Here is a 17,069-nt window from a genome sequence, read left to right as displayed (position 1 = left end):
TTTCTTATATTTTAAAAGTCATATCCATCATATAGTATAGATTTATTCTTATACAAGAGGTGAACACATTTGATTAGCAGCAAGTTACCCAAAATGTTCTACGGCGGCGACTATAACCCTGAACAATGGGATCATGAGACTCATCTTGAAGATCTGCGCATGTTCCAATTGGCAGGTATTGATATTGCGACCATCAACGTATTTTCATGGGCACTGATTCAGCCTGATGAAGTCACTTATAATTTTGAAGGACTCGACCAGTTAATTAACAGTCTCTATGAAAGCGGCGTTTACATTTGCCTAGCGACAAGCACTGCTGCTCATCCAGCATGGATGGCGAAGAAATACCCGGATGTACTGCGTGTGGATGCAGATGGACGTAAACGCAAATTCGGTGGACGGCATAACTCCTGTCCGAATAGCCCAACCTACCGCAAATACTCCGAGAAAATTGCAGACAAGCTGGCGGAACGTTATAAGGATCACCCTGGTGTGCTTGTATGGCATATCTCCAACGAATATGGCGGCGACTGTTATTGTGATAACTGCGAGAAAGCGTTCCGCGTGTATCTCAAAGAACGTTATCAGACCCTGGAGCAGCTCAACAAAGCATGGAACTCCAATTTCTGGGGGCATACATTCTACGATTGGGATGAGATTGTACTGCCAAGTAACCTGAGCGAGCACTGGGGAAACAACAATTCCACCTTCCAGGGCATCTCACTTGATTACTCCCGCTTCAACTCCGACAGTATGCTCGATTGTTACCGTCTGGAATATGATGCGATCAAAAAACATATCCCGGATTCGGTCGTTACGACCAATCTGATGGGATTCTTCAAACAGCTGGACTATTTCAAATGGGCCAAATATATGGATATCGTCTCCTGGGACAGCTATCCGGGTCTTGCGACTCCGGTAAGTTTCACAGCTATGGCTCATGATCTGATGCGTGGATTGAAGGACGGACAGCCGTTCATGCTCATGGAGCAGACACCAAGCCAGCAGAACTGGCAGCCTTATAACTCATTGAAACGCCCCGGCGTCATGCGTCTGTGGAGCTACCAGTCCGTTGCCCATGGTGCGGATACGATCATGTTCTTCCAGCTCCGCCGCTCTGTGGGCGCCTGCGAGAAATATCACGGTGCAGTCATTGAACATGTAGGACATGAGCATACCCGTGTATTCCGTGAAGTCGCGGAGCTGGGCAAGGAGTTACAGTTGCTGGGAGACAAAACGCTGGATGCTACTGTGGATGCCAAAGTCGCGATTGTGTTTGACTGGGATAACTGGTGGGCAATCGAGAAATCCAGCGGACCCACGGTTGCACTGAACTATGTAGATCAAATTCACAAATACTACGCTGCCTTCTTCCGCCGCAACATTCAGGTGGACATCGTTAGTGTGGATACCGATATCAGCAAATACGACATCGTGCTCGCTCCGGTGCTCTATATGGTTAAACCAGGCTTTGCGTCCAAACTGGAGAAGTTCGTTGAAGCAGGTGGTACATTCCTGACAACCTTCTTCAGTGGTATCGTCAATGAGAGTGATATCGTAACAACCGGGGGTTATCCGGGTGAACTTCGCAAACTGCTCGGTATCTGGGTTGAAGAAATTGATGCACTGCTGCCTGAGCAAAGAAACCGTATGGTCATGAAAGAGGCTTATGGCGATCTTCAAGGAGACTATGGTTGCGGCATGTTGTGTGACTTGCTGCACAGTGAAGGTGCAGAGATCATTGCCGAGTATGGAGACGACTTCTACAAAGGCATGCCTGTGGTAACCCGTAACACATTTGGTCAAGGTGAAGCCTGGTACGTAGCTTCCGACCCGGAAGATCGATTCCTGGACGGCTTGCTGGGACAACTGGCTGCAACCAAAAATATTGCTTCTCTTCTGGATACTCCGGAAGGTGTCGAAGTGACTGCTCGTACCAAGGATGGACAACAGTACCTGTTTGTCATGAATCACAATGCTACCGCTCAATCCTATGATTTGGGTAAAGCAGAGGCTCATGATTTGCTCACAGATCGGTCCCTTTCAGGTACGATCGAGATTGAAGGACGCGGTGTACAACTGCTTGAAATGAAATAATATTCGAAAATTGATGATACAACATGTTACATGGAGATCGCACTGATCGTTATTTGTGGCTTAAAAGCGTGTCAATTGTTAAAATTTAAAGTATTATATGATTGAACTTGTTTCAATCTGCTACTTCCCGTATCCGTTTAGACCGGATACGGTTTTTTGTCATTATTTGTGAGGCTATCGGTTAGAAGGAAATACCGAGAAGCGAAGCGAATTGGACGAGACACACAATTTAACGACGCCCCGCCGGGAAAAGGAAGCGGCCCTCCGAAAGTAGGCGCTGCACTGTATAGAATAAATAATATAATGCTGCGAAATATTGGTGACAATCATGATGTCACTTATACACTGCTACAATGGGAGGAACACTCCAGCATCCTTTCCGGCGGCGCAACCCTCGAAACGGAGTGGCTGACATGAATAGAACAAATCGGCTTGCCGCCATCGTTATGGCATTGCAGCACGGTCACGAAACGGCACATTCACTTGCAGAAAAGTTTGAAGTTTCCCGCCGTACCATCCTGCGGGATATCCAATCTCTCTCAGAGATGAATGTCCCGATCATTGCTATCTCCGGTCCCGGAGGCGGCTTCAGACTTATGGAGGGGTATGTACTGCCCCCACTGCAATTAGACCCGGTTGAAGCAGCTACTCTCATCTTTGCTCTCGAAGGCCTAAGCCATTATGCAGATACCCCTTTTCAAGAGAAACGCTGGACATTAATGGACAAAATCAAAAGCATTATTCCGGATGATGTCAAAGCAAGGATGGATCCCATGCTCAAACAACTGAAGCATGATGTTCCCGAACGAAACTACATCCTTCATCATCTGGAACCGCTTATGGCTTGTATCCCGGAACAAGGGTGGCTGCGTATGTTGTACCGCTCTGCTTCCCGTCAACGCTGGCTAACGATCTGCCCCATTCGAGTGTATGCTTCAGCCGGTTTCTGGTATTGTGAAGCGTATTCAGAGGAGCACGGTGAACAGCGCCTGTTCAGGGCAGACCGCATTCTGGACATTACACCGGTTGAGCTACTTGAATCACAACAGCTGGCAGAACAGGCAAAGCGACAGCGCAGCAAACCGAAATCTCCCGAACCTTCTCCGACACGTGTTACCGCACGTCTGGGTTACAGCGGAATGATCGAGGCAGAACAGGACAAGCATATTGGCGAACGGATGACCGAGATTGCTCCGGATGTATGGGAACTGTCCTTTCTCTGCCCTCCCGGTGAGTGGGCTTGGGCCGTACGATTCTTTTATCGACTTGGAAGTGAAGCAGAAGTACTTGAACCCGAGAACCTTCGCTGCGAGATTCGCAAACATGCCGAGGAAGTATACCAGATGTATCTTACCTCCAACAATAATCGTTGTAGCACACGCTAAAAAGGAGCTTGCCAAAATCATGATGAATGAGCATGAATCGATCGTAACTTACGAAGAAGCTGTGCAGCGAATAGAGGCTGTGGGACTGCTCCCACTCGCCCCTTTATTTCCTGAATACCCTTCACTGTCCTCCATAACGCCTCAAGAAAACTGGCACAAAGATAACGCGCTTGATCCCTGGTTGTGGCGTTCACGTCTGGCTGAGGAAGGGATCGCTGCTTATGGCAAATTTCTTAAAAAGAAAGCCATTCTTGTCTCACGCGAATATTTCCCATGGGTACACCGTCTGCTAGCGGACTCCAGAGTTATGGAGGAACAATATGACGCGGGTTTGCTCTCTCGAGAAGCATTCAAACTGTATGAGATAATCGAGAAGCATTAGGGGATTGATGGACGGACGCTGCGTTCACAAGCAGGTTTTGGAGCCAAAGAGGACAAAAAAGCATTTGACCAGGGGCTGCTGGACCTTCAAGGCATTAGCGCCATTGTCATCTGCGGCACCAAAGAAAAAGAAGGCCTCGCTGAAGGCAAGGTCGCTTGGAACAGCTCTGCTTATGAGACCTCAGGCTGCTGGATGAAGCGTCAAGGTATTGAACCGTTTGAGGGCAGCGTTGCAGATGCGAGCGAACTCCTGGTACAGCAATTGGAGAAACACACTTCTGCTGCCGCACTGACCAAAATCAAAAAATCTTTTGCGATACATTGATTGAAATACTTATAAACGACAAATCCCGGAAGCCGAAGAGGGCCACCGGGATTTGCTGTATATACCTTTACCATACATGCAACAGATATAAAGCAACGAACGAGTACAATTACAGGATAACTCCATCCTTGAATATCGCAATTTCCCGAAATCCATGCTGCTCGCTGAGCGTATGCGCCCGTCCTGAAGCAATATCGATTAGTTGACTGAACAGCTGCACTTTCACGTCTTCCATCGTCTTACCTTCCAGCAGTTGACCTGCGTTAAAATCGATCCAGTGCTTTTTCCGATTTGCGAGGTCAGATTGGGTTGCAATCTTGACAGTAGGTACCGGGCCTCCAAACGGCGTTCCGCGACCTGTCGTGAAAAGAACAATGTGCGCACCCGCAGCTGACAGTGCTGTAACAGACACGAGATCATTCCCCGGAGCCTCCACGATGTTCAGGCCGGTTTGAGTGACACGTTTGCCGTAACGAAGTACATCAACTACGGAAGAACGTCCTCCCTTTTGCGTACATCCCAAAGACTTTTCTTCCAGCGTGGTAATCCCGCCTGCTTTATTCCCTGGTGAAGGATTTTCATATATATTCTGACCGTGGTTCACAAAGTATTGCTTGAAGCCGTTCACCAAGTCTACCAAATTATCAAACACCTGCTCATTGGCCGCCCGATTCATCAGAATGGTCTCTGCACCAAACATCTCGGGAACTTCGGTCAAAATAGCCGTACCTCCGGCAGCAACCAGCATATCCGCAACGGAGCCAACGAGCGGGTTCGCCGTAATCCCGGACAGACCGTCCGAACCGCCGCACTTCAATCCAATTTTGAGCTTGCTCAAAGGTAGCGGCTGACGCTGTTCATGTTCGACGAGCTCCACGAGTTCTTCCATCAGACGCAGTCCTTCCTCAAGTTCGTCATCTGTTTCCTGCGCTTTGAGAAAACGGACTTTCCCCTGATATTCCGGTGCGATACATTCGCGGAACTGGTCTACCTGATTATTTTCGCAACCCAGACCAATGACCAGCACGCCGCCAGCATTCGGGTGTTCCACCAGGGAAGCCAATACCTGCTGCGTATATTTCAGGTCATCTCCAAGCTGCGAGCAGCCGAACGGGTGTGGGAAATGATATACACCATCCACCCTGCTGCCGAACTGCGACAGGCCCATACGAGCCAATGCCTCACATACTTTATTAATGCAGCCGACCGTATTTACAATCCAGATTTCATTACGGATACCTGCTTCACCGTTAGGACGCAGATACCCATCAAATGAACGTAGATGTTCCGGAGGCATGTCCGTCTGGACAGATGGTCCCGGCTGATACTGGTATTCAAGTAAACCGTGAAGTCCTGTTTTCAGATTGTGACTGTGAATCCAGCTCCCTTGTTCGATCTGTTCCTTGGCTATCCCAATGGAAAAACCATATTTCATCACATCCTCGCCCGGTGCGAGGGTATGCACAGCAATTTTATGACCTTTGGGCACATCTTCCCTTAATGTAAAAGTAGTGCTGTCTGGCAGTATAATACTTTCCCCTTTTACATAATCCCGAAGAGCTATAATGACATCATCCTGCGGTTGAATCGCAATCCAGTCATTGACTGTACGTGTTGTGTTCATTAACTCTCACCTTCCAGCAAACCAATTTCGTGAACGAGTGCTTCGCGAAGCCCCTGTCGATCATCCAGATTCTCTCCCCAGATCGATACATCAGATAATACAGCAGCGACACTCTGGTCTAATTGCTGCGTATCCCTCTTCAGAGGATCATAACGATCCCAATGTATGGCGAGTGCAGCCAGTACATCCGCATCATCCCGAAGCAGGACAGACTCACCATTCAATCGTTGTGCCATATAACCGTCCGGCGTGTTCACTGGACGATACAGACACAATAATCCCGCAAATCCTTTCACGAGCCGAGCCGGCCAGGTTCCCTGATTTTGCTCATAGGCCAAAAGTGTAGGCAGCACACGGACCTTGAACTTTCCTACTGTATTTAATGCAATATCCTGCAGCTTGTGATTAATATACGGATTGAGGAAACGTTCAAACACTTCCCCTGCGTACTGATCCAGATGATGATCCGGCATATCCAGTGCAGGCACGATCTCCTGATGTACCGCTTCTCTGACCCAAGAGCCAAACTCTGGGTCTTCCATCGTTTCTCTCACATGTTCCTTGCCTTGCAGAATGCCGAGCGAAGACATGAGGGTATGAGCACCATTCAAAATACGAACCTTGCGCAGCTGAAAAGGTTTCAAATCCTTCACCCAATGTACGTTGAGTCCCGCCTGTTTCAGGGGGAGTTTCTTATCCAGTGCTTCATCTGCCTGAATGGCCCAGAAATGATATGGCTCTGCCGTATTGACCAGTTGATCCTCGTATCCCCAGCGATTGGTCAGGGAATCGGCTTCTTCCGAAGTCGGTGCACCCGTGACAATCCGGTCAACCAGATTGTTCAGGAACAAGTTATGGTTCTCAATCCATGAACGGAAGCCTTCAGAATAACCGAAATCTTCACTATGCTGCAGCACACAACTGCGCAGTACATCCCCGTTGCCCTCAAGCAACTCACACGGCAGGTGAATCAACCCTCGGGATGGGTCCCCATCAAACCGCAGATAACGTTGATGCAAGAAGACCGTCAGCTTACCCGGAAATGATAGTATCGGTTCACCCTGCGTGTACTCTGAATGCGTATATTTCAATCCCGATTCGGTTGTATTGGAGATGACAAACTCCAGGGAGGGCAATTCCGCTAGTTTCAGAAAATCCTGCCATTCTTCGTATGGATTAATACACTGTGAAAAAATCGAGATCATTTCCGTCCGTTCCACTGCTTCTCCCTGTGACAGCCCCCGGGTAATCATCGTATACAATCCGTCCTGATCACGAATTTGTTCCAGCTTTGCCTTTCCCCCAGGCCGAGGCTGGGTCACCGCAACACTTCCATGGAATTTGCCTTGTCTGGCACTCTCATGAAGCATCCAATCTGCAAACCCACGCAGAAAGTTGCCTTCCCCAATCTGTAGTACCTTTACGGGACGTTCCATCACTTCTTTGCACTTGCGCTGGCTATCACTTCCAAGCAGATTCAGCTTTAGCCTTGGTCTTTTCGTGCTCGCCGACATGAACACTCACCTCATCGTTTTATTTGTCAACATCAGATGTCCCGCTGCACGGTACCCAGCCGCTTAGCTTCCATTGAAAACGCTTTAAATTCATTGTATCATCAATAAAAGGAAATTTAATTGCTTATATTGCGGTAAATGTACTCTTTCATGATCAGAAATAACCACTTTTTTTTTGTAAGCACTGTTTTGAAAGGAGATCGAATGGAACGTTCGCCCGTTCGTACAACCATTCAGGCGGAATCGGGGATTCCCTTTCGTCTGGTGTATGCAGATACCAAGTCCCCCCAGAACGAGTTGCCGGATCATCTTCATGACTGGCATGAAATTATTTATGTATATCGGGGTCAAGGCACCATTTTCATTGATACCGGTCTTGAAGACATGCAGGAGGGTGATTTGTTCATCATTCCTGGCAGCACGGTACATCGCGCATTGCCTGATGCCGGGAATCTGGTGACTTCGTCGGCCTTATTCTTCAGTCCAGGATTACTGGCTTCCACAGCGGGAGGCAATGCGTCAGCCATGCTCTCTCTATTTGAACGCTGCCGCAAACGCAGGGTGTACAAGAGACATCTGGATGCCAAGGAGCAAGCCCAGGTTGCTGCATTAATTGACGACATTCATGCAGAATTCCAGTTAGAACATCACCTGAGTGCCCACGCCGCTCTGCTGCGGTTGCAACTCTTACTTATTTATCTGGAGCGATTGGAGGCAGTTGGTCCTGCAAGTCCTGCCAGAAGTGTTCCTGGACCAAGCTGGCTCTCCTCTACGCTGACTCATATGGATGAAGAGCTGCGCAGTGGCCTTTCTTTACCGGAACTGGCACGGCAGGCAGCCGTATCCCCGGCGCACTTCAGCCGTGCGTTCAAAAGGTATACTGGTATGACACTAACTGACTATGCGTTGGCCCGCCGGGTCATTATGGCGAAAGAGCACCTGCTTCGAAGTGATGAGACAATGACCGTTGTTGCCGATGCCTGCGGCTTTGAGAGCCTGCCCCATTTTTATCGACAATTCAAGAAACTGACGGGTACCACACCCGCTGCCTACCGTAAAACCATGAAGAATCAGCATCAAACGTGATTGTCACAACATCCTGAAATGTAGAGATTTGTCTGTGTGTAACATATTCTTCCATACTATTCGTGTGGTATGTTATAATACTGAATTACAATGTCGGAAACGATGCGTTTCTGCTGCCAGAGGAGCCTTACATCCCATGTTAAACGAATTGAATCGCAGAAATATCGGCATCTTCGCACACGTCGATGCAGGGAAAACAACAACGACAGAACATATGTTATTTCAAAGCGGTGTCGTACGTAGTCCAGGTCGCGTAGATGATGGAACAACAGCCACAGACTCTCTGGATATTGAAAAGGAACGAGGCATTTCCGTACAGGCGGCTATGACCTCTTTGATCTGGAAAGATACGATTATTGATCTGATTGATACGCCGGGTCATATCGATTTCAGCTCTGAGGTAGAGCGATCCCTGCGTGTTATGGACGGAGCCGTACTGATTGTGTCCGCCGTTGAAGGGGTCCAATCCCAAAGCGAGACCATCTGGCATGCTCTCCGCTCGCTTGGAATTCCTACCCTGATTTATATTAACAAAATGGATCGGGTTGGCGCTTCTGCTGAGACGGTTATCGATCAGATCCGGTCCAGTCTCTCTCCGTTCGTATGCGAGATCCAATCCTTTCGTATGAATGAAGAGGTGTTCGAGGGCATTGACTCCTTATGGAATGAGAGCCAAACGCAATTGAAGGGTTCCCCTTCATCAATCCCCGGCCTTTTTGAACTATTGGCCGAACTCGATGAAGATCTGATGGAAGCCTACATTAATGGTGAAACGCTGCCTGCTGACCTGCTAGATGAAGCATTTCACACACAAGTGCATCAGGGCGAAATGTTCCCCATTTGTTATGGTGCTTCGGGCAAAGGAATCGGCATAACGGAGCTGCTGGATGCCATCATCGAATTTCTTCCTGCACCTGCGCAGCCTCAAGAACCTTCAGTATCCGGGGTTGTATTCAAAATTGAACGGGATAAAACGATGGGCCGTACAGCCTATGTTCGCATGTATGGTGGCAGTGTGCATAATCGGGATACGATCTATAACTCCACTCGGGAGCTGGAAGAGAAAGTGACACAGATTCGCCGAATGGATGGTCGGAAATGGGCGGATACGGGTGCTGTTCATGCTGGACAGATCGCCGCACTGTACGGACTAAGCGAAACCCATGTTGGTGATATTATTGGCAGCCCCGAAGGTGTGCCTCCTGTACCCCAGTTGGCTGTTCCCTTGTTGACCGTGCAGGTACATGGTAAAGACATGGCTCGTTATCCTGACCTTGTAGCGGCACTGCAAGAGCTGACGGATGAAGATCCCCTGCTCGATTTGCAATGGTTGCCTGAAGAACGGGAACTGCATCTTAAAGTCATGGGAACCATTCAGCTTGAAATTCTGTCCAGCCTGCTGATGAGTCGTTTCGGACTGGATGTCGTATTTGACCCGCCATCCGTCATCTATAAGGAAACTCCTCGTTCTTCAGGGGAAGGATTCATCGCGTATACGATGCCCAAGCCTTGCTGGGCCATTCTTCGATTCAGCATCGAGCCTTTGCCACGTGGTAGCGGTCTGATCTACTCATCCACCGTCCGGACGGATCATCTTCTGCTTCGTTATCAGAATGAAGTGGAGCGCCGCATTCCCGAAGCGCTATCTCAGGGGTTATTGGGGTGGGAGGTTACCGACCTGCGCATTACGCTAATCGAAGGTGAGCATCATGTCTGGCATACCCATCCACTGGATTTTGTGGTAGCCACGCCGATGGGGATTATGGACGGGTTGGCAAGCATAGGCACGACCCTGCTGGAACCCATTCTGAATTTCCGGTTAACGGTCCCCGAGGAGTACGGCGGTAAAGCGCTCAGTGATCTGGTACATATGCGAGCAACCTTTGAAGCGCCGATCATCGGAGGCGGTCGATGCATCGTTGAAGGACGTATGCCTCTGGCAAGCTCCATGGATTATCCCGTGAAGCTCCGCTCAGAGACGAGCGGACGCGGGGTGCTCACGACTTCTTTTGCCGGGTACCAGGATTGTCCTTCGGATCAGACCCATACGCGGAAACGCAGAGGAGTTAACCCGCTGGACCAATCCAAATATATTTTAAGTGTTCGAAATGCGATTACATCATAATTGGAGTTGACTTTGTCGTGCTAATTAAATTTTTAATCTTTGGCCTGCTGTGGCGGATTGTAGGCAATCCGTTCTTGGCGGTTATTATTTTCCTCATCATTCTGTATTTCCTGGATCGTCGCTATGTCGGAGTGATGCCAAGCTTCATGAAGCCACTTAAACGTATGCGTAACATCTCACGGCTCCGGCAGCAGCTTGCCATGAGTCCGAATGAAGTCTCTTCCAAGCTGGATCTGGCCCGTCTGTTGATTGAACGTAAACGTTATAGCGAAGCTCATGCCTTGCTGCTGGAACTGGAACGTCCTTACGAGCAATCAGCCGAATATTGGGAGGCGCTGGGCACAACTGAACTTCATCTGGGCCAAACGGAAGAAGGCGAACGTCATATTTTGCAGGCACTGGCTATTAATCCAAGAGTGAAATATGGACGTCCTTATCTAACACTTGCAGGTGCGTTCAAGGATACTCACCGGGACAAAGCGCTGGCATACGTTCAGCAATTCCAGGAGATTCATTCTTCATCCAGTGAAGCATATTATCTGCTCGGCTCGGTGTACCGCTCCCTTGGACGTACTGCAGATGCAAAGCAAGCCTACGAGCAATCACTGAACGTGTATCGCTCCCTGCCAAAATATAAGAAGCGCCAGGAACGTCGCTGGGCTGTTCGCAGCTGGTTCCGCAAGCGTGGACTGTAAAGCTGTTTGATTACGTCAGATTGAGCAATGGATTCGACGTCGTGAATTTGAAATGTACGCATCCATTCCATTCATTCGTGATAAAAAATTTCACCAAATAAAAAGTGCACTGATAATTGCCTCAAGGCAGAAATCAGTGCACTTTTGTCATACATCCCATGTTGCAGAGCTAGGTCAGCAGCTCACGCAGTCGTTCCTCATTACCTTTCATCCAGTCTATCCGTTCTCTCAGCTTCCTGATTTGCTGCACAGCCACATCAGGCTCATCTGTACCTTCGAACAATCGACTGATAAAATGCATCACGACATCCAGACTTCGAAGCAAAATAAGCGCTGGAATCACGCTCAGCTCCTCTGGTTCCAGGCTGACCTGTTGCCTGAATCCCTGAATCAATCCCTCCAAAGCCTCCCACATCCATGCCTGCTCCTTGTCCATCGTCAGAAGGTCAGACATGGGCACAGCAAGCTCCATTACCCGCAGATCCCATGTGACGAATTCAAAATCCAAAATGGCACATATGATATCCTGAGAGTCTGCCAATACATTGGATGCATTCAAATCCCCATGGACCAGTTGATGTGGTAAAAGCTCCATGCCTCGCAGCGTATTGAATAAGTCTGGCAATACAACCTTCAGCTTCTGCAAGTCATCTGCACATGCCATCAGCGTATCTGGGGGTGAGGTGCATAGTTGTAATAGTTTCTCCGGTGAACAGAGCGGGTAAGCCTCCTGAATCTGATAATAGGGCGGATAAACGGGAGCCAGGGTTATGGGAAGGCGCGCCATAACGGAAGACAGCATGCCACCCGCCCTGCCCAGCCCACTGAGCTGATCGGGTGTATTCCACACGGGATTATGACCCTCACGATAATGGAACAACGTCACGATTTTGCTCCGGCCCGAGGAATGATCCTGCACAGCAAGAAATGTTGCATGCTTCTCATCAGGAAGGCTAACGGGCGCAGGCACATCAAGCTCAAACTCTGAACGTGACAAGGCAGACAGCACCTCGTGTTCAAAAGCAATTTTCATTTGATCATTATGCGTTTCATACTGCCTCAGCACGTAACATTCTTGGCCCATCTCTACCATGAAGGTAGAGTTGTTCATGCCTCCCTTTCCACGCTGAGCTTTCCAGTTGGACGTGAAGCCATATGAGGATAAAACGGTGGATATGAGCTGCTGTTCTGAATCGTTTAGGGAACCTGAATCGATGATGTGCACCAAAAATAACTCCTTTATCTCACGTAATACAACCTCTATATGTCCTCATCTTAACGGAAGTATTTCTTTCGGTCTAGTCAGCTTCGAGGTAATAGTCATTCTAAGCTTCACTGCCAGCTGATTAGGCAAATGGATAGTATCCTGTACGATTCAACTGTTCTGCAATCACGCGATATCCTTTTGCATTTGGATGAACCCTGTCCCAAAATAACAGTTCACGTTCACGCCCTTCAAACCGGTCATAGACCTGAGCACAGGCATAGTTCCCCGATCCTGCACTATTCAGAAAGGAATTATACTGCCGCACCCAATATGCAGCTTCAGCCGCTTGCGGATACGGGTTGTACAACCCAATCGTACGGACCATATATACACTGTTTCCTTTCAACTGCCGGATATGCCTCATAATCTGGGACACGTTACTGCGAGTATCCCCAAGCACCTGTGTCATCTTACTTGCATTCGGGATCCCGCCGCTCGCTTTGAATGTACGAATCAGATCGTTCCCACCAATCGACAACGTAATAATATCCGCCTCACGCAGCGATTGCCGCACTCTTGGATTGTTGGATATCATCTGCAGCATTTCCCCTGACGTAAGTCCATTCACTCCCAAATTATCCATGGATACAAACGTACGCACATTCGTTTCTGCCATTCTCCGATATAAAGGAACAAAGCCGGTGCCCAGCAGCGCTCCTGTACCTACCGTTAATGAATCTCCTATAGCCACATATCGATATACCATCCCGCCGCCCCTCTCTGCTGTGTTATAAACTACTCCATATACAATTCCTATATATCGTATGAGAGGAACGGAGACAAGGCGCGGGATGGTGTCCGTAGGCATACACATTTATTTGTCCGTTTCATAAAGGATTGTTCAAAACCATACAGAAAGCCCCGCCGGGAATCCAGCGGGGCTGTTCATATATCATTTAATTACATGCCTATGTTACGATCCGAATCAACGGAATCTGCCTGTTCCTTATTCGGGAATGGCCACCAGTTGGCACGGCCAAACATTTTCACCATTACAGGAACGAAGAATGGCAGGAACAACAGAGAATACAAGATCAGTCCGCTGAGTACAACCGTCGCAATCTGCATCATCGAAAGAACTCCCGATGGATACATTGCGGCAAAGGTACCACTCAGAATGACGGCTGCAGACAGGATAACCGTACCCATGTTTTTCATGGCATACAACATGGCATCCTGTACTCTCATACCTTTGTTCTCATTGAAACGGTCCATCAGGAAGATACTGTAATCCACTCCCAGTGCAATCAGCATGACAAAGCCGAAGAACGGCGTAACCCAACTGATGCCCGCGAACCCAAGTATATTCACAAAGATCGCTTCCGTCAGGGCCATGGATGTGAAATAAGCCAGCAACAACGAGACAATCAGATACAGCGGCATAATAACCGAACGGAGCAGCAGGACCAGAATGATAAACGTTCCTGCAAGCATCAGCATAACTGTGCGTGTGTAGTCATTGTTGGAGACTTCCTGCAGATCTGCAAATGTACTGGTTACCCCGCCAATGGCAATATCTGCTTTTTCAAGCGCACTTCCCTGTACAGCACGATGTACAGCAGCTTCGATATCCGGAACACGATCAATCGCTTCAGTTCCATATGGATTCTCGGCAAAAATAACGTCAATCGTCATCGTTTTCCGATCTTTGGACAGATACGTATCGAATACCTGTGTGAAGTCCTTACTATTCAGTGCTTCTTCAGGAACATACCAGCCTGCCAGATCCGAATCAGGAGAGTTTTGCAATTGTGTCAGGTAGTCCTGTGCTGAATCGAGTCCACCTGAAACCTGTTCGATTCCATCTACACTCTGATTAAGACCATCTGTCAATTGAGTCAGTTGACCACTCAGATCCGAGAAGCCTTGCTGAATTTTCTCCTGACCACCCTGAAGCTGACCAAGTCCGTTCTGGATGGAAGGAATTTCACTAATCACTTTACCTTGACCGTCAGCGGCCTGTTTGAGACCGGATTGTAACTGACTGATTCCCGTCACAATCTGACCCAGACCATCGGCAAGTGCCTTCTGTCCGGAAGCTGCGGAGGCATAGCCTTTGTTAGCCTGATTGATTCCAGCCGCGGCTTCGCCTAGCTTGGTTTGAATTTGACCCAAACCTTGAGCGAGCTGTGCTGTGCCGGTACCTGTTTCACCAAGGGTGCCTTTGACCCGCTGATAATCGGCGTCTTGCAGCAAATCAGGATAGCGCTCTTCAAGCGCTGTGAACGATTCATTCAAGCTGGTCAACGCTGTAGATACACCTTTGAGTTGTTGTTGCAGTTCACCTACACCATCACCCAGCGCTGCGACACCTGCTCCTGCCTGACGATAGGCTTGAAGCAGCTGATTGTTGGCCTGTGCAAGTTGATCTGCACTCGTTTTGGCTTTCTGCAAACCTGCTTTTAGATCACCGGCGCCTGAGGAGCCGTCACGAATGCCTTTTTCAATCTGCTGAAGTCCTTCCGACAGCTGTGTAATACCAGACTGCAACTGTGAAGTACCTTTGGTCAGTTCTCCAGCCCCATCCGCTGCTTCTTTAAGTTGGGGTTCATTTTTGCTTAACTGACTGCTGGCTTCGCTCAGACCATCACGGATTTTATCCAGACCCGATTTACCTTCGCCCAAACCATCAGACAATGTCCCTACTTGTTGTGTCACTTCAAAATCTTTGATCTCATCACCGGTTGGACGTGTCATGCTGCGGACACCAGAGATCCCTGGCACCTTCTCCACTTCCCGGCTAATCTTTTCGGCGAGCGCCATATACTTGGCGTTATCCATAGCTTCATCATTTTGAATAACGACCTGACCCGGCAAGGATTCACCCGGACCGAAGCTGTCGGAAATGATATTGAATGCTTTGACCGAATCATATTTCTCACCAATCTCATCAAGACTGTTAAACGACAGTTTGCCGTCGTAAGTTGCCAGCAATGGCACACATACCGCTGCAACGATGAGCAGAGCTGCCCATGGACGTTTTAAGGAGAAACGACCGGCTGCACCGTAAATCTTGCTCTCGGCATGCTCCAGTGAACCCTTGGAAGGCCAGAACAGCCTTTTGCCCAGCACTGCCATGAAAAATGGAACAATCGTGACTAATGCCAGCATCATCACGGCAATACCGACAGCAACCGCTACCGCGGAACGATACAACATAAACTGTGCAAAACCAATGGCAATAAATCCAACCAGCACGGCGAGTGCGGAGAAGAATACCGTTTTGCCTGCTGTGCGGTACGTAGCAATAATGGCATCCCACGTATTTTCATGATGAGCCAATTCTTCCTTGAACCGGCTAATCAACAGGATGCAATAGTCCGTACCGATCCCGAACATGACTGCCACCATAAAGATCTGCGTAAATGTCGAAATAGGGAAGTCTAGACCGTCCACAAGGAACGCGACAATCTGCTGTGAAACAATGTAGCTGATCCCTACCGTAAGCAGTGGAACAAATGGAGCGACAAAAGAGCGGAATACAAGGAATAGGATGAGCAAAATAAATACTACGGTAATGTACTCCGATTTTTTGAGTCCTTCTTGGGAGCTTTCCACCGTATCCTCATCAATTAAACCTTTACCGGTTATGTAATGCTCCACATTGACCGATGACAAAGCTTCATTGAGATCTTCGCGCATTTCCTTGACTGTACGATCTCCCTGATCAATAGAAAGCGACGTTAAGATCGTCTTGCCATCGGCAGAGATCATTTTGTCTGATAATTCTGGTTGAGAGAACGGTTCCAGTATGGACAGAATGCCCAGTTTCTCTTTTTCGGCCTCCAGTTTCTTAACGGCCTGTTCTGCCTCTTCTTTACCCTCGGCACCCAAACCATCCGGATTATAAAATACAAGAGCCAACTGGCTGCCCTGCTGCTCACCCTTTTGTGCAGCGGCTTCTTCCAGAATCGCCGCTGCCTGGGTGGAAGAGTGTCCTTCAGGAACCGAAAACTGTCCCTTTTCCCGAATCAATTCACTCATGTTAGGGGCGGTGAACATTAATACGGCGGCCACAACGACCCATAGCCCCATCAACCACCATCGCGCTTTCAAAATCGTTCTCATTCGTTCTCCTGTCCTCCTTCATGCGTTAGCAAAGCTGCGAGCTTCTCAAAAGATTCAATGAAATTCTGAACCTCTTCCGGTTTGAAATGGACCAAATACGGCTCCAGAAGCTGCTGTATTTCCTGTTCTGTTTCCCTGTATACTTCACGTCCATTGTCCGTCAGGGTCAAATAAACAACTCTGCGGTCACGCTCATCCCCGGCCCGATGGACCAGATCCCGATCCACCAGCTTGTTGACCAGAGCAGTGATACTGCTCTTGCCTACACACAAAAGCTCTGCCAGATCAGAAGGCGTACATAACGGTTTCTCCTCAATCATACGAAGTGCACAGAACTGATCTGTGGTAATGGTTTGGCCCAGGCGTTCACGTATCTGGGTATCAAACCGTTTGGTTACCAGGAAAGAAGCATCCAAATAGCGGTTAACCAAACTTCTAGCATCCGGTGTGTTCATTCTTCATTCTCCTTCCCTAAAAATATAGTTCACTCATAGAACTATTC

At 48.6% G+C, this 17,069-nt stretch carries 13 protein-coding genes; 7 read left to right on the top strand and 6 right to left on the bottom strand.

Annotated elements, in window-relative coordinates:
* The first annotated feature begins 69 nt into the window (after window positions 1–69).
* From BLS14_RS01100 to BLS14_RS32975, 4 genes are all read left to right on the top strand, one after another.
* A complete protein-coding gene (locus tag BLS14_RS01100; protein WP_072732367.1) occupies window positions 70–2,097 on the top strand; it encodes a beta-galactosidase in 2,028 nt (675 codons plus the stop codon).
* A 413-nt stretch (window positions 2,098–2,510) separates the two neighbouring features.
* Complete coding sequence (locus BLS14_RS01095) at window positions 2,511–3,482, top strand: helix-turn-helix transcriptional regulator (protein ID WP_090949075.1); 972 nt, start codon at window positions 2,511–2,513, stop codon at window positions 3,480–3,482.
* A 19-nt stretch (window positions 3,483–3,501) separates the two neighbouring features.
* Window positions 3,502–3,864, top strand: a complete 363-nt coding sequence (locus tag BLS14_RS01090; RefSeq protein ID WP_090949074.1) for an AlkZ-related protein — start codon at window positions 3,502–3,504, stop codon at window positions 3,862–3,864.
* Between the two features lie 192 nt (window positions 3,865–4,056).
* Window positions 4,057–4,188: a hypothetical protein gene (locus BLS14_RS32975; RefSeq protein WP_256336114.1), complete on the top strand. Its 132-nt coding sequence runs from the start codon at window positions 4,057–4,059 to the stop codon at window positions 4,186–4,188.
* 109 nt (window positions 4,189–4,297) lie between these two features.
* Here the strand turns inward: BLS14_RS32975 and BLS14_RS01080 are convergent, their stop codons facing one another.
* Together BLS14_RS01080 and BLS14_RS01075 are read right to left on the bottom strand one after the other, a co-directional pair.
* A complete protein-coding gene (locus BLS14_RS01080) occupies window positions 4,298–5,812 on the bottom strand; it encodes a UxaA family hydrolase (RefSeq protein WP_072732364.1) in 1,515 nt (504 codons plus the stop codon).
* A complete protein-coding gene (locus BLS14_RS01075; protein ID WP_090805327.1) occupies window positions 5,812–7,326 on the bottom strand; it encodes a tagaturonate reductase in 1,515 nt (504 codons plus the stop codon). Before BLS14_RS01075 ends, BLS14_RS01080 begins: the two co-directional genes overlap by 1 nt.
* A 204-nt stretch (window positions 7,327–7,530) precedes the next feature.
* Here BLS14_RS01075 and BLS14_RS01070 point away from each other — a divergent pair, with 204 nt between their 5' ends.
* From BLS14_RS01070 to BLS14_RS01060, 3 genes are all read left to right on the top strand, one after another.
* Window positions 7,531–8,412, top strand: coding sequence for an AraC family transcriptional regulator (locus tag BLS14_RS01070; RefSeq protein WP_072732362.1), 882 nt, complete (start codon window positions 7,531–7,533; stop codon window positions 8,410–8,412).
* Between the two features lie 136 nt (window positions 8,413–8,548).
* Entirely contained in the window at window positions 8,549–10,537 is a 1,989-nt protein-coding gene (locus BLS14_RS01065) for a GTP-binding protein (protein ID WP_090949071.1), read from the top strand.
* 17 nt (window positions 10,538–10,554) lie between these two features.
* Entirely contained in the window at window positions 10,555–11,232 is a 678-nt protein-coding gene (locus BLS14_RS01060; RefSeq protein WP_072732361.1) for a tetratricopeptide repeat protein, read from the top strand.
* Window positions 11,233–11,401: 169 nt separating this feature from the next.
* Here BLS14_RS01060 and BLS14_RS01055 read toward each other — a convergent pair whose 3' ends face one another.
* The 4 genes from BLS14_RS01055 to BLS14_RS01040 form a co-directional block, all read right to left on the bottom strand.
* Window positions 11,402–12,457 (bottom strand): phosphotransferase, encoded by a 1,056-nt coding sequence (locus BLS14_RS01055; RefSeq protein WP_090949070.1) that lies wholly within the window; start codon window positions 12,455–12,457, stop codon window positions 11,402–11,404.
* Between the two features lie 121 nt (window positions 12,458–12,578).
* Window positions 12,579–13,205, bottom strand: a complete 627-nt coding sequence (locus tag BLS14_RS01050; RefSeq protein WP_063564694.1) for a GDSL-type esterase/lipase family protein — start codon at window positions 13,203–13,205, stop codon at window positions 12,579–12,581.
* A 194-nt stretch (window positions 13,206–13,399) separates the two neighbouring features.
* Window positions 13,400–16,567 carry an MMPL family transporter gene (locus BLS14_RS01045; RefSeq protein ID WP_063564695.1) on the bottom strand — a complete coding sequence of 1,056 codons (3,168 nt, stop codon included), beginning with the start codon at window positions 16,565–16,567 and terminating at the stop codon, window positions 13,400–13,402.
* Window positions 16,564–17,022 (bottom strand): MarR family winged helix-turn-helix transcriptional regulator, encoded by a 459-nt coding sequence (locus BLS14_RS01040; RefSeq protein ID WP_063564696.1) that lies wholly within the window; start codon window positions 17,020–17,022, stop codon window positions 16,564–16,566. The genes BLS14_RS01045 and BLS14_RS01040 overlap by 4 nt, the downstream gene beginning before the upstream one ends.
* Window positions 17,023–17,069 lie beyond the last annotated feature (47 nt).

Origin of the sequence: Paenibacillus sp. OK060 (assembly GCF_900101205.1) — a bacterium.
Classification (GTDB): domain Bacteria; phylum Bacillota; class Bacilli; order Paenibacillales; family Paenibacillaceae; genus Paenibacillus; species Paenibacillus marchantiae.
This window is presented reverse-complemented; position numbering and strand designations above follow the sequence as displayed.